Consider the following 15201-nt stretch of genomic DNA (forward strand, 5'->3'; position numbering starts at 1 on the left):
GAAATTGGAACTAAAAAAGATTGAATTCGATAATAAAAATAAAAACATCACTAATTAATAGCGATGTTTTTATTTTGAGGTCACTTCACTTCTTGTATGTTTTCCTTTCTATACTTAATCCTCGAATTTTTAATCCTAATACAATTATATAACAACTTTAAATACCTGTTGGTATTTGTTTTTGAATCCAAACCCCCGGTGTTCCCCCTACTATACACTCCCAGGAGTCTATGATGTATTTATTTCCTATTGAACCTAGTTCTACTTTATTATCATTTAACACTATCTTTCCCCTTGGCCAAGTCCCAATTTTTGGGGGGGAAGTTCCTAGATTAACACCTGGAATCATCTCTTGATATCCACACGAAATGGACGCATGATGACCATCCAGAGAATGAATAGAGAAACCTCTAATCTTTAAGGTATTTGTTCCATTGACAAACAAAATTGCTATTTTAGTAACTTCTTTATCGATATTGATATATAAATCATCTGAATGATCCGTTCCCGTTTTATAAACTCCTCCATAGTTAGGATCGAAGAAAAATCTACTATACGACATACTTTTTACATAGGTAGGTTTATTGGTTAATAATACACCAGATGAATTATAGCAACGAATAGCTACACGCCCTTCATTTTCTGCAATAACTTCTCTTCTGATTAAAAACCTTTTTACTATACTTGTATTAACAAATATACCTAAAGAGCGCGCGGGGCCAAGTTCAATATAATCACTATGAATAATAATTTTATCAAGAGCTTTGTATATATTAGAACTTCCACTATTGCCTAAAAACATTCCACTGACATGTGTAGTAAAATTTCCATCATATAAACAAGCTCTTTCTTGAATGTTATGAAATGTGCAAATTGCACTTCCTGGATTATCAATAAATAAACGCCTCGTAATATCTAACTTAGTAGCAGGGTACAAGCTCTGATCTTCTATCTTATCTAAGTGCGAACTATATCCAAATTCAATTTTATTTTCCGTAGATTCATTTAGAACTTTTGCTAGTGTACGTCCATTGCCATCAGATCTACAACTTCTAAATGTATTTTGATACCCGTTCTCGATAAGAATTGGAATAGCTTCCCCAGGAAAAGAATTAACAGATTGCAATTCAAAGCTAGGTTTCCACATTACATTATTATTTAACTGATTAATATTATACATAAACTCCAGTGCTGCAGTCCCATTTTCACATATTCCACTTGTATGTAAGGGCGCTACTTCTCCACTTACACCGCTCGACACTACTTTATATACTTTTCCGTTAGTCTGAAGCAAATCGTCTATGTTATACGCTGTAGAAATGAGAAAATTAGGGTTTTCTGCATCTATATTTCTTAATCTTATACCATAACGTGATTTTCCATTATTTTGCTCATTAGAAACCCATATGCGACCATTGAAAAAACTATTTTCGTTTGTCCATCCTCCGTAACGTGCCACTAATTCAAGGGCTATCTTGTTCCCGTTTAACGAACCAAGTATAATATTATTGTATGCATTTCCCTTTTTATTTTCACCAACGAATTGAACACCTATCGTGAATTTTCTGACTTGTTTAATGAATACTTGCGATTCATTAAGATTTAAAAATTGGATACCAATACAAGATTCACTTGACCAATCGGAGAGTGTGCGTCTTATGACTTGCAAATAAAGTTCTATATTACTATTGGTTTCTCCTCCCCCTGAACCTATTATTAATGCTGGGACATTTTCATTTCCAACATATATTAAAGGGCCTTCCATTCTGATAGAAATGCCATTTGGAATACTTATAGAAGAGGTTATCTTATATCCACCACTTAAAGGAAAATAAAGTTCTGGAATAGACGTACTTGATTTTAAAGATTCACAAGCGTTTATAGCATCTAATATTTTTATAGTATCATCTGTTCCACTACTTCCATTCCAATCTCCTACAGCTCCATAACTAATTACGTTGATTCTTTGCACCTTATTTTGTGAGTTGATAATTTGATCTCCATCTATAAATTCGGGCAACTTCTCTATATTAGCGTTATTATTACGCTCTAAACTAAGAGGAGATTTAACTGTCATATTTATCGTTTCTCTGCAATCTTGTATCTTCTCCTTAGATCCTTCAATCTCAGTTAGCGTTTTACTACTTAAATTTTCAAATATTACGTGACCAATTTCATCTCCTTGAATATTGCCTAAACTTGAGTTAAGCAATATACGCTGGTGGTTACCCGAGGGGAAAATTTCTTGGTTTCCATCTGCATATTTAATGATAAATTCAATTCTCAAACTCTTAAAATCAGTAATGTCATTTTCATTAATTGAAATAATGGCAGTATAGTGATTAGATATTGTTGCCTGTTTTTTTAATGCTACTCCCTTAGAGCTTAAGAACATTACGTCAATTGTTGAACCAGTAAGACCAACCGATTTACCACTTTTATTTCGAAACATAACTCCGAGCACATTAGAGCCTTTTCGTTTAAGAACTTTATTACCAAAAACTTGTTCTACCCAATTTCCAGATTGATACACATTCATCAACTCCTAACTATAATTCCATTAATAATAACTCTTAAGGTTGAACTTAAATTCACCCACTATATTTTTATTTATAGAAAGAGAGATTAAATACAACGATTGTAAATTAATTATTTAAGGATTTGTGTAACAGAGTAAATTAGTTAAGAATATTCAGATATATATATCAATGCAATAGTTTCAACTTGCCCTATTATATAATAAAATTTTCTCTTCTCTTCAGTTAGTGTATATGACGAAATAATACTTTTTATTAATTAGTTTGCTTACTGTATTTATTTTCTCTTTAACAAAAATATTATTAATTAGTAAAAAAAACAAAAATATTCAAATATAAAACATAATATTTATATGTTAGAATGGATAAGGAGTATAGTCATTTGAAATATACATTTTTTATAATTTTACACCTTTAAAAGTACTACTTGTATTTTAGTTAAGGTATAAATTAGAAAATGAAAGAATTTAGTTTATATCAAAGAAAAAGTTTCTTTATATATCTTAACTACTAGTTTGCTATAAAGCTCATTTATAAATCTACGTGAATTTAATTAAAATTAATATGACATCGTCTTATCTAAAAATGTTGGTTATATTGTTCAAATTAAAAAATAAGTAAACATCTCAGGGGCTTTTCCTTAGGAAAATCCTCTTTACGTTGATGTTATGACATCTAGTGAATAAGTTTGGGAATATATACTATACTAAATAAATTTTTTGCAATTACAAAGAATGAACAACCAAATAAATACTACTAAAAATTTACATTTTTATTTTTTAGTAAATAATTTAAAATCTATTGTTCTACTCTTAGGATTTCCGTAGAATCAATAAATTTGATAATCAGTTTATAAGTAAATTATCTAAAACTAACTGATAGAACCCTTTAAGGAGTATAAGATGCAAAATAAGTGTAAAACAGGTTCAGGACTTTTATCTCAAGAACTAAAGCTTTTATTCGAGCTATTAAAAACGGATCAGATTGAAGATATAAACTTAAATCAACATACTTGGTTTATAGGTATTGATTGGGATCATTTCCTTGAGCTAGCACAACACCATCGAGTTTATCCATTAATTTATTTTAAATTAAAAATGCTAGAAGAAGAATTAGTACCTTCAAAAGTTCTTCAAACTTTATATGATGAATACAAAAAGAATACATTTAAAATGCTTCATTTTAGTAAAGAAATGGAAGAGATAACTAAGGAATTTACTAAAAATGGAATTAGGATTCTTTTTCTAAAAGGCCCTATTTTAGCTTATGAACTTTATGGTGATATATCGCTTAGAACTTCGAAAGATTTAGACATTTTGATTCCGAGAGTTGATCTAGTAAAAGCAGAAAATATTCTTTTAAATTTAGGTTATGTAGAAGAAGAAAATAAGAATATATTTAATGAGAACAGCCGAAGAAAACATCATGTGGAATACTTTCACCCTCAAAAGAGAATTCAAATTGAAATTCATTGGAGGCTACATAACCCTCCGTTAAAAGAACCCACCTTTGAGGATTTATGGGAAAGGAAAAGAAATACTTCACTCTTAAAATACCCTGTATATTTCTTGGGCGAAGAAGATTTATTTCTACATTTAATTGTTCATGGAGCACGTCATGGATGGTTTCGTCTCCGTTGGCTGAAGGACATTGATCAAGTTTTAAAGAAAGGAGTAAATTTTAAAAAAATAGATACTTTACTAAAAAAGTACAAGTATCATGATGCAGTAGGCCAAGCCTTTATCTTAACCTCCCAAATATTAAACACTTCACTCGCTGAAGAGTTTAGAATACTAACACTGAGAAATAGATCAAAGAAAATGGCAAAAAAATCAGTTTTATATATTAGCACCTTTAAGAAATTCAAGCCTGATATTCGCTATCTATTTATGCTAACCCCAAATCGACAAAAGGTTGCATATGCAATACTTTTATTATATCCTCGATCTTGGGATGCTGATACACTAATGTTGCCCAAATTTTTTCATTTTCTATACTTTCCATTGAGACCTTTTTTATGGGCTTGGAGAAGAATGAGAAAGGCGTTATCTCGGTGAACATACGTAATTTACAAAAATAAAATTATTATTAATAGTACATTTTCACCTTTATACTTTTTATCATGAAAAGGTAAATTAATTTAAATAATCATAAACTGTATAAGTTCTATGGTGAACAATTATTTAAATATAATATCAAATCGATTTGTTCAGTGAGTAGTGCGTTATTTATAAATATTATAAAAAAATGAAAGATATCTTTAATCTTTAGAGATATCTTTCATTATTTAGTAAACTAGCGTGGCTAAAGAAATTTGCAAAAAGAAATTAAATAATTATTTCAAAAAAATACATTTCCTTATATAATTAATTTATTGAATAATTATGGGGGAAAATGTATGAAATTTAAATTTTTGGCTCTTATCAGTGTAATAAGTTTAGTTTTATTATTATTTATAGGTAATAGGAACTTACAAACAGTATCCTATTCTAAGCAAGAACAAGATGCGTTTAATAAAAATACAAATTTAAAGACCGTAACAGAAAGTAATAACGAAGAATGGAATTCTATCAATTCAAAATTATTATCACAATTAAAAACTAAAAAAATAGATAAAATACTTAAACGAACTGAGACAAGCTCAGAAACCATAAAAATTGCGGACGCTTTATTGAAGAATGAAATTTACGTAGGCGATGAATGGAAAACAGTTAAAATTGACAATCCTTCGTGGGAGGAGAATCCTTACAAAGACAAAAGTTGGGTACTATATTATCAAAGTTTAGATTTTTTACCTTATCTTCTCAATGCATATGAAGAAACAGGAGAACTAAAATACCTAGATAAAGCACAGTTTTACGTTTTTGATTGGATTCAAAATAATAGAGTGCTTTCTAAATCGAAAAATGAATTTACTTGGAATGATCACAGTACAGCTAATCGTGTATTAAATATAATTCAATTTTGGAAGTTTTATAAAGATAGTAATTTATACACAAATAAAAATGCTAAGGAACTCGTCTATTCTATGATTCAACATGGTAAATTCTTAGCCAGTGACGCTAATTATACTTTATCGAATCACGGTATTATGGAAGATCAAGCGTTATTAGCATTATCTATCACATTCTCACAGTTACCTAAATCAAATGAATGGTTTGACAAAGCCAAAACTAGATTAGTAGGTAGCTTGGAAAGAGATGTAACATCTGAAGGGGTTCATAAGGAACATTCACCAGCCTATCATACGCTAGTAAAAGGCCTTTTTAGAGATATGAGAGGTTATATGATTCATTACCATCAGTATGAAGGTGAATTCGACAAAGCTCTAGATAATATGAATATCTACGAACAGTACCTTGTTATGCCTAATAAAGATTATCCAACTTTTGGAGACACAGAAAGGTTGAAAGTACCAGGATTTACACAAATTCCGTTACTTGGAGAAAAAGCTTTCAAGGATAGTGGGGTTGCATTTCTTCGCAATGACTGGAAAACAGCAGAAAGACCTATGTACCTAATGTTTTCTTCAGCATTTCATTCTACTGTTCACAAACAAGCAGATGACCTATCATTTATCTTATCTTATGGCTCCACAGACTTCTTTGTAGATGGTGGAAAATATAATTACAATCAAGAGGATCCTTATCGTCAATATTTCACCAGTGTATTTGCACACAACTCTATAGCAATAAATGATCAGTCTTATGCTATTAATCCCGATAAGGTTGGACAATCTAAAATAGTAAACTTTAAAAGTACCCCTAGTTATAGCTACGTCACTGGACGTCATACACTTTACGATAACATAGTAGTTAAAAGAACTATGATTTATATTAAACCTTCAAATATAATTATTCATGATGAAATCCTAAGTGATGATGAGAATAAATACTCGCAGATTTTTAACATTGGAGCAGATGTAACAGTTAATAAAATTAGTGATAAAGATTTTTTATTAAAAAGTCAACTTGATTCGACTATCATTAGACTTACACAACTTGATTCCAGTGACTTGACAGGAGTTCATATTTACAACGGTTTAGAAAATCCTATTAGAGGTTGGCAATCATATTCATTAAATGAAAAACATCCAATTAATTCTATTTATTTCGATAAAAAAGGGAAAAACCAATCTTATTTTACTCTACTCAACTTTAATGAACATGATAAAATAAAAAATGCTTATTACGATTTAAATAAAAAATCCTATGAATTTGAAATGGCTAACAATACAAAAATGAGAATTAACATTGAAAAAAAGAATTAGAAAGATTAACTTCTAATCAAATAAAATGGTAAAAAGGACTGAAATCAGTCCTTTTTACCATTTTTAAAACATATTTATTTTTTTATAACCAATATATCTTCCACTATGGTAACTCCTAGAATATCAGTGTTACTAATGTTTAAATACCCTCTTAACTTTCTAGGGATATTCAAATATTTATCTTTGCTTATCAACCGTGATTGTCCAGTAAAAGATAGTTTATTCAAAGAAAAAATTATATTGATACTATTGCTTCCAGCTTTGGTTTACCAACGATCGATACATTAACAGGGTTTAAATTTATTGGTGGAACAATTAATGAATTTGAACAGACAAAAAAGTATCGATTTCAATTCGGATATGAAGAAAGCTATGGTTATTTGGTTGGTGACTTTGTGCGTGATAAAGACGCTGTTCAGTCAACAGAAGTTGCAGCATATTATAAAGAACAAGGGAAGTCATTATATGATGGTTTAGTAGAAATTTTTGAAACGTATGGATTTTATAAAGAATCCCTGCAGTCTTTAACATTAAAAGGAAAAGATGGTTCAGAAAAGGTTGCTAGTACTTTAGCTGTGTTTCGCCCTAACCCGCCAACAGAAGTTGCCGATTTAAGAGTAGCTACTGTCGAGGATTATCTTATTAGTGAAAGAACAAACATGGTCGATTAAAGTGTTGAAGCAATTCAACTGCCAAAGTCAAATGTACTCAAACACTATTTAGAAGACGGTTCTTGGTTTACGATTCGCCCTTCCGGAACGGAGCCAAAAGCAAAGTTCTATTTTAGTGTGAAGAAAAGTTCTTTAAGCGAAAGTGAAAAAGCTCTAAAAATATTAGAGGAAAAAGTAATGGAAAGTGTAAACAATCTTTTATCCACACCGATATAAATGAAACAAGTAGTAAAATAATTACTATATTGACGAAAGCATATAGTAATTGTATATTTTGTCAAGTATAATGAAAAGTATGTCTATGTTACTACAAGCTATCACGTTCGGAGGTCAATCATGGAAGAAACAATTAGTTTGCGGGATTTGGTACAAATATTGCGTAAGCGTTTATGGCTTATTGCATTAATAGCAATTATTGCTGCAATTATTAGTTCAGTTATCAGCTTTTTTGTATTAACACCCGTGTATCAAACAAGTACACAGATTCTTGTGAATCAGGCTAAGTCAGAGCAGCAATTGTACAATGCAGGGGCTGTGCAAACCAATGTACAATTAATTAGCACTTATAATGATATTATTAAAAGTCCTGCTGTCTTGGATAAAGTTATTAATCAACTTAATTTAGATAGTTCAGCTCAAGAATTAAGCGGGAAAATTCAAGTAATTAGCTCTGAAAATTCTCAAGTTGCACAAATTACAGTGCAAGATACAAATGCAAAACGTGCTACACAAATTGCTAATGCTACAGCATCTGTATTTCAAAAGGAAGTACCTAAAATTATGAATATTGATAATGTTAGCATTCTATCCAAAGCAGACTTTACTGCTAGCAAAAGTCCAATTAAACCACAGCCTATGTTAAATATAGTAATTGCATTAGTTGTAGGCTTAATGATCGGTGTTGGATTGTCATTCTTACTAGAATACTTAGATAATACGATTAAGACGGAACAAGATATTGAAAGTATTTTGAAGCTTCCAGTAATGGGTGTCGTTACAAATATTAAGGACGTACCTAAAGCAACAAACTTACAGCGCCCAGATGTGACGGCTCGTGTACCGAAAAGAGGTGAGACAATTGGCTCGTAAAGGAAAAGAAAACAAAAATGATAAGATGCTAACACTAAAACGACGACTTCTTGCACATAACAGCCCCAAAGATCCGGTTTCTGAACAGTATCGTACGATTCGTACGAATATTCAATTTTCAGGTGTGGACCAAGATATTAAGTCGCTGCTTTTAACTTCGAGTGGATCAGCTGAAGGGAAATCAACTACTGCTTCAAATTTAGCAGCTGTTTATGCACAGCGGGGCTTAAAGGTGCTATTAGTGGATGCAGATTTACGTAAGCCAACTGCTCATTACACATTTCGTTTAGAAAACCATAGTGGCCTTACAAACGTTCTAACAAGACAGTCTAGTTTAGGACAAGCGGTCCAAGAGACGGAAGTGAGTGATCTGTATGTGTTAACAAGCGGGCCCGTTCCTCCGAATCCGTCTGAGCTTCTTGCATCTTGTCAAATGGAAGAGTTGCTGAAAGAAATAGAGCAGCAGTTTGATATAGTCATTTTTGATACGCCGCCTATTTTAGCGGTAGCGGACGCTCAAATCTTAGCCAATCAAGTCGATGCTTCTATTTTAATAGTAAGCAGTGGGAAAACAGAAAAAGAAGCGGCTTTAAAAGCAAAAGAAATGTTAGTTCATGCACAGTCAAAGCTGCTTGGTGTGGTTTTAAACAATTGTAAAGCAGACAGTAGAAACTATTACTACTATGGAAGTAATTAATCTTTTGATGCGGCTTTGGCTTTTAATTATATGAGATAAGACCTCGAGACTTTAATAGTCCGAGGTCTTATTCATGTAGGAATCTAAAAAATTGACTTTATTTCTTAGTATATCGATCTTAATAAAAATACATAGAAATAAAAATGCAAATATGCTAACATAACACTACTTTAATTAGGTCTTAAGACAGATTATTAAGAAGGAGTATAATAGATGATTGATTTGCATTGTCACATTCTATCTGGTATTGATGATGGAGCTTTAAATGATGAAATGAGCTTAAAAATGGCCCGGAAAGCGGTTTCGGAAGGTATTCGTACAATTGTAGCCACGCCCCACCACCAAAATGGTCGTTATCTCAATGAAAAAAAAGATATCATACAATATGTTCAGAAATTAAATGAATTATTGAAGAAGGAAAAGATTCCATTAACAATCTTGCCAGGACAAGAAATACGGCTTTACGGGGAAATTATTGAAGATTATCAAGCAGAGAAAATTTTGACGTTAAATGATACGAGGAAATATTTATTTATAGAATTTCCGTCTAGTCAGGTGCCACACTATTCACAACAATTATTGTTTGACATTCAATCAAAAGGGTTGATTCCAATTATTGTACATCCTGAAAGGAATAGCCGTTTGCTTGAGGAGCCTGACCTGCTGTATAAATTTATAACGAACGGGGCACTTGCTCAAGTAACAGCTGGAAGCGTGATGGGCCATTTTGGGAAAAAAATTAAAAAATTTTCTCATCAGTTAATTCAATCAAATCTCGTCCACTTTGTATCCTCTGATGCCCATAACCTTGAAGGCCGCTCGTTTTACATGAGGGAAGCTTTAGAAGCTATAGAAAGTGAGCATGGACAGGATACAGTATATATGTTTCTAGAAAATGCTCAGTATGTAATACATGGCCAAATGTGCCATAAAGAGCCTCCAGAGATTATTAAAAAGAAAAAGTTTTTAGGTATTTTTTAAAGTGCTTTATTTATACTAAACTACTTATCTAAAAGGAGAAATGAACATGCAAAAAGTTAAAAAAGCCATTATTCCAGCAGCAGGATTAGGAACTCGTTTTTTACCAGCAACAAAAGCCATGCCAAAAGAGATGCTTCCAATCGTCGATAAGCCAACGATTCAATATATTATCGAAGAGGCAATTGAATCAGGTATTGAAGATATTATCATTGTAACGGGTAAAGGCAAGCGTGCAATTGAAGATCATTTTGACAATGCACCTGAGCTAGAGCAAAACTTAGCTGAAAAAGGAAAATTTGAGCTGCTAGAGAAAGTTCGTCAATCTTCAAATGTGGAAATTCACTACATTCGCCAAAAAGATCCAAAAGGATTAGGACATGCAGTATGGTGTGCGCGTAACTTTATTGGTAACGAGCCTTTCGCCGTATTACTAGGAGATGATATTGTACAGGCAGAAACGCCAGGATTACGTCAGTTGATGGATGAGTACGAACAAACATTATCATCTGTTATTGGTGTTCAAACGGTTGCTGATAACGAAACACACCGCTATGGTATTGTTGATCCAAATTCAAGTAAAGGTCGTCGTTACCAGGTTAATTCGTTTGTTGAAAAACCAGCACCAGGAACAGCTCCTTCTAATCTAGCTATTATGGGACGTTATGTGTTTACACCGGAAATATTTAAGTTCTTAGAAGAGCAGGAAGTAGGAGCAGGCGGCGAAATTCAATTAACAGATGCTATTCAAAAGCTAAATGAAATTCAGCGTGTATTTGCCTACGATTTTGAAGGAAAACGTTATGATGTAGGAGAAAAGTTAGGCTTTATTCAAACATCTTTAGAATTTGCTCTTCAGCATGAAGATTTACGTGAAAATCTCCTTGTATTTATGGAAGAATTGTTAAAACAAGAAAAAGTACGCGTGTAATATTCATTTTCAATAAAAAAAGTGATGAAGTTTCCTTCATCATTTTTTTATTAGTCAATATTTAAATGTTGTTTTAACTTGCTAGAAAGCGCTTCGCGCGCAGCATCTGATACGGCATAGTAGTAAATGCCGTCGATTTTTTCACCTTTTCCATCCACTTGAAGCTGTTCTACGTTATGACGTGCATCTTTGTAGTTGGACTGAATTTGTTTCATATCGTCAAATGTAAGGTTTGTTCTAACGTTCGTTCCGATTGTATCTAGAATTGTACCGTAATTAGCAAGAGATTGAACGCTTGCTCCTTCTTCAATAACTCCTTCAATAATTTGACGCTGACGCATTTGACGTCCAAAGTCTCCTCGAGGATCTTGTTTACGCATACGTGAATAAGCAAGAGCTTCTTTTCCATCGAGCGTAAGCTTTCCTTTTTTAAAGCTGTATCCATCATAATCAAAGTTCAGGTCATTGTTAACTGTAACTCCTCCCACTGCATCTACAATGTCTTTAAAGCTTTCCATGTTAACCTGTACGTAATAATCTACAGGCACGTCTAAGAATTTCTCTACCGTATTAACAGCCATATCTACGCCTCCAAATGCATAGGCATGGTTAATTTTATCTGTGGTGCCTTTTCCTACAATTTCTGTACGCGTATCACGAGGGATACTAACCATTTTCATGGATTGGTCTTTTGGATTTACGGTCATTAAGATTAACGAATCTGAACGGCCGCGATCTCCAGCGCGCTGATCTACTCCTAGAAGCAGGATGGAGATCGGATCACGCTTACTAAATGACACTTTTTCTGAGCGTTTCTCTGAAACATCACGATTTAATGGCTCGTGAGTTTGTGTAAAAGTCTTTTCAACTGAATGCCAAATGCTGTAGGTATAAGCACCTACACCGAGAATTAGTACTAAAATAATGGCCGTTGTAATTTTTAAAGCGCGTTTTTTCTTTGGTTTTCTTCTTTTACGTCGTCGAGTTTGAGGCTCTGTCATAATCGGTTTCTCTTCCTTTACTTAATATATTGATAAAACAAATGAACTACTTATGTACTTCATTAATTCTTATCTGTTTTTTATACATAACAGTAAGCCTATGAAATATGACATATTGACTTATTTTTATCCACTTATTCTCAAATTATATTATAATAAAAGCAAAAAAGAAAGATATAGTAGAGGAGACAATTTATGAAAATATGGGTCAATATTCTAGCTTTGGTTGTGCTTGTAGCATCTTTAGTAGCAGGTAAAATATATTGGAATCACCAAGCTTCTGAGCAATCGGCGGTAAGGCCAATCAAGATAGAAAATTCTAGTTATGCAGAAGGTGAAGAAGCTTCGTGGAAACAGTATACGCAAAACCTTCCGAAATCGGTGATAGCAAAAATAGAGCAAGCAGAAAAAACGAAAAAACCTATGAAGCTAGTGATTGTAGCCTCTGCTCCTAAAGAAAAGGTACAGAAAACCTGGGGAACTTTACTGAAGGAAAACCTGAAAAGCACTTACGGTGAAGATTTAATGAATACACAAGTATATGAATATACAGACATGACGACGTTGAAATTTATAAACAATGGAACTTATAAACAAATTTTGGATGAAAAGCCAGACGTTTTGTTATTTGAGCCGTTCCTATTAAATGATAACGGAGTAGTAGGTATCGATAATACGCTAGAAAATATTAACGTCATTATAAGCCGTTTAAAAGATCAGAACAGTGAGCTAGTTACGATTCTACAGCCATCAGCACCAGTATATAAGGCAGAAAACTACCCAAATGACGTAAAGGCACTAGAGAAATTTTCTAAAGAAAACGGATATGAATATCTTAATCATTGGACAGCTTGGCCTGACTATCGTTCCAAAGATATTTTAACATTTTTAGCGGAAACACCTGGCCAACCTAATGACGGTGGAGAAAAACGATGGGCTAAGTATTTGGAAACGTATTTTACCAATACACCATCAGAATTATAAGAATAAGCAGATTGCCCCTCTCGGCTAATCTGCTTATTTTTTATAGGTATAATGAACTAAAAATGACGATATTATGCATTTTAAGACGAAAATATAGCTTTTAAGACTTCAAACATGCACATAAGAAGGTGTCTTCCTGTATATGGAAAAGTTCATTCGTTCCTTGTGTTATAATATAATTTATGGAATATTACCCATGAATTGAGACATAGAAAGAGGAGACAAACAAATGATTGACTTACATACATACATTTTGCCGGAGATGGAAAATGGACCTAAGAGCCACGATGAACTTTTGCAGATGGCAGATGCATTAGTGAAGCAAGGAATAACAAAAGTGGTTGCGACGCCTAAATATGAAGGACCTGCTTCAAGCTGCACATCAGCGGTAGGGTTTGCAAATGAATACCTGCGAAAAGCTTCTATCTCACTAACCATTTTACCGGGACAAAAAGTAACTGCCTCCAATCATATGACTTTGTTTAATCAAGATTTCTATAAGATGACTATAAATGAAAATGAAAAATATATGTTTTTAGAGATTCCGCAAGATGTGGAAATTGAAGTGTTAGAAAGTATTGCATACGAGCTTCAGTTAAAAGGCATCGTGCCTATTTTAAATGAGCCTGAATGCCATTCATTATTTGTAGAGAATCCCGCGCATTTGTACAAGCTCGTAAAAAATGGTGCAGTCGTTCAGCTGTCTGCACAAAGTGTGCTGGGCGGCAACGGGAGTAAAGCTAAAAAAGCCGCTTATCAGTTCATTGATCACGGATTAGCACACGTTATTGCATCTGGCGTGAATCGTGAAAATTACCAGCAGTACGGCCTGCAAAAAGCTCATTCTGCCGTGTCCAAAAAATACGGCAACAGTAAGCTTTATCATTTCATGGAAAATGCTGAAGCCATTGCGAGCGGGAAGGCTGTTTATAAACAAGAGCCTGAACGCATCAAAAAAACAAAATTCCTAGGAATCTTTTAAACTTTCCCTTTGTACCCTGATTAACTTCTGTTTAATCAGGGTATTTGCATACAAAGACCTATTTAAATCCCTTCTTATATCATCAATATTTGGAGTTATTTTACAAATATTGTTTGCGTTTTCACATAGAGTGATAGTAAAATATTGTTAGTTAAGTAGGTAACAGGAAAGTACGCGGTTTTCCGGGGTTCGTGGTGGTAAATGTCGAGAAGAATACATAGTTTCACACTAGAAATCGTCGTAGAATAGAGCTATACAAAACGCAGGGAGGGAAATAAAGTGATTGATATTCATACGTACATATTGCCTAATATCGATAGCGGACCTGAGGAAGTAGACGGCTTTTTGAAGATGGCACGCTCCTTAGCGGATCAAGGCGTTCAGTCCGTAGTGGCGACGCCGCTTTATGATAGCGATCAAGAGTTTATGAAACACCATTTATTTCTCTATGTGAACGCAGCTAATGAATGGCTTACAAATTCATATATTCCTCTTCAAGTATTACCAGGTCAGCTTGTCCCTTTATCGCCTCAGCTTCTGCGAAACTATGAGCGAAATCAGCTACTCACGCTTAATCACACCGATAAATATTTGTTTCTTTCACTGCCTGACTATGATGTCTCACCTTATTTTGAAAAGATACTGTCTGATCTTCTAACAAAAGGCGTTGTGCCTATTCTTCGTTCACCAGAATGTCATCCAATTTTCCGAGATCATCCCGAGCGTTTGTATGAGCTTGTTAAAAAAGGTGTACTCATTCAGCTAAGCGCGGCTAGTATTCTCGGTTTAAACGGAAAAAAAGAAAGAAAAGCGGCGTGTACATTTATTAAATACCGCTTAGCCCACGTGATTGCCTCTGGCGTTCATGCCCGCAATTACCACGACTATTCACTTTCAAAAGCGTATGATTATATTTCCGATATGTACGGTGCGTCAGAACTTTATTTTTTTATTGAAAATGCAGAAGCGATTATCGACGGTCGTCCGGTTCATCAATTAGAGCCTGAGCCGATGAAAAAATTTAGTTTATTTAAATTATTCAGCTGAAAACAAGGGACTTT

The 15201-nt window shown here is 33.4% G+C and carries 11 protein-coding genes and 1 pseudogene; 10 read left to right on the plus strand and 2 right to left on the minus strand.

The genetic code is table 11. From position 1 onward, the window contains the following. Positions 1-157 precede the first annotated feature (157 nt). Complete coding sequence (locus MKY06_RS05710) at positions 158-2533, minus strand: hypothetical protein (RefSeq protein WP_340960393.1); 2376 nt, start codon at positions 2531-2533, stop codon at positions 158-160. Between the two features lie 906 nt (positions 2534-3439). On the opposite strand from MKY06_RS05710, the gene MKY06_RS05715 reads away from it, so the two are divergent. From MKY06_RS05715 to galU, 7 genes and pseudogenes are all read left to right on the plus strand, one after another. Then, on the plus strand, positions 3440-4594 hold the full coding sequence (locus tag MKY06_RS05715) for a nucleotidyltransferase domain-containing protein (protein ID WP_340960395.1): 1155 nt from the start codon (positions 3440-3442) through the stop codon (positions 4592-4594). A 341-nt stretch (positions 4595-4935) separates the two neighbouring features. Next, a complete protein-coding gene (locus tag MKY06_RS05720; RefSeq protein ID WP_340960397.1) occupies positions 4936-6807 on the plus strand; it encodes a heparinase II/III family protein in 1872 nt (623 codons plus the stop codon). 248 nt (positions 6808-7055) lie between these two features. Beyond that, positions 7056-7694: pseudogene (locus MKY06_RS05725) on the plus strand (phospho-sugar mutase); the annotation flags it as partial. 120 nt (positions 7695-7814) lie between these two features. After that, positions 7815-8567, plus strand: a complete 753-nt coding sequence (locus tag MKY06_RS05730) for a YveK family protein (protein ID WP_340960399.1) — start codon at positions 7815-7817, stop codon at positions 8565-8567. After that, on the plus strand, positions 8557-9264 hold the full coding sequence (locus MKY06_RS05735) for a CpsD/CapB family tyrosine-protein kinase (protein ID WP_340960400.1): 708 nt from the start codon (positions 8557-8559) through the stop codon (positions 9262-9264). Before MKY06_RS05730 ends, MKY06_RS05735 begins: the two co-directional genes overlap by 11 nt. Before the next feature lie 213 nt (positions 9265-9477). Continuing rightward, positions 9478-10245 (plus strand): tyrosine-protein phosphatase, encoded by a 768-nt coding sequence (locus tag MKY06_RS05740; protein WP_340960401.1) that lies wholly within the window; start codon positions 9478-9480, stop codon positions 10243-10245. A 46-nt stretch (positions 10246-10291) separates the two neighbouring features. Next, the gene (gene galU, locus MKY06_RS05745; protein WP_340960403.1) at positions 10292-11173 is read left to right on the plus strand and encodes a UTP--glucose-1-phosphate uridylyltransferase GalU; all 882 of its coding nucleotides are present in this window, start codon (positions 10292-10294) and stop codon (positions 11171-11173) included. A 50-nt stretch (positions 11174-11223) separates the two neighbouring features. On the opposite strand, the gene tagU is transcribed toward galU, so the two are convergent. Next, positions 11224-12174, minus strand: coding sequence for a polyisoprenyl-teichoic acid--peptidoglycan teichoic acid transferase TagU (gene tagU, locus MKY06_RS05750; protein ID WP_340960405.1), 951 nt, complete (start codon positions 12172-12174; stop codon positions 11224-11226). Between the two features lie 195 nt (positions 12175-12369). Between tagU and MKY06_RS05755 the strand changes: the two genes are divergently transcribed. From MKY06_RS05755 to MKY06_RS05765, 3 genes are all read left to right on the plus strand, one after another. Continuing rightward, positions 12370-13158, plus strand: coding sequence for an SGNH/GDSL hydrolase family protein (locus MKY06_RS05755; RefSeq protein ID WP_340960407.1), 789 nt, complete (start codon positions 12370-12372; stop codon positions 13156-13158). 229 nt (positions 13159-13387) lie between these two features. Beyond that, positions 13388-14140 (plus strand): CpsB/CapC family capsule biosynthesis tyrosine phosphatase, encoded by a 753-nt coding sequence (locus tag MKY06_RS05760; RefSeq protein WP_340960409.1) that lies wholly within the window; start codon positions 13388-13390, stop codon positions 14138-14140. A gap of 279 nt (positions 14141-14419) precedes the next feature. Continuing rightward, a complete protein-coding gene (locus MKY06_RS05765) occupies positions 14420-15187 on the plus strand; it encodes a tyrosine-protein phosphatase (RefSeq protein ID WP_098278337.1) in 768 nt (255 codons plus the stop codon). The last annotated feature ends 14 nt before the right edge of the window (positions 15188-15201 follow it).

This window comes from Priestia sp. FSL P4-0332 (assembly GCF_038005845.1).
Taxonomy (GTDB): domain Bacteria; phylum Bacillota; class Bacilli; order Bacillales; family Bacillaceae_H; genus Priestia.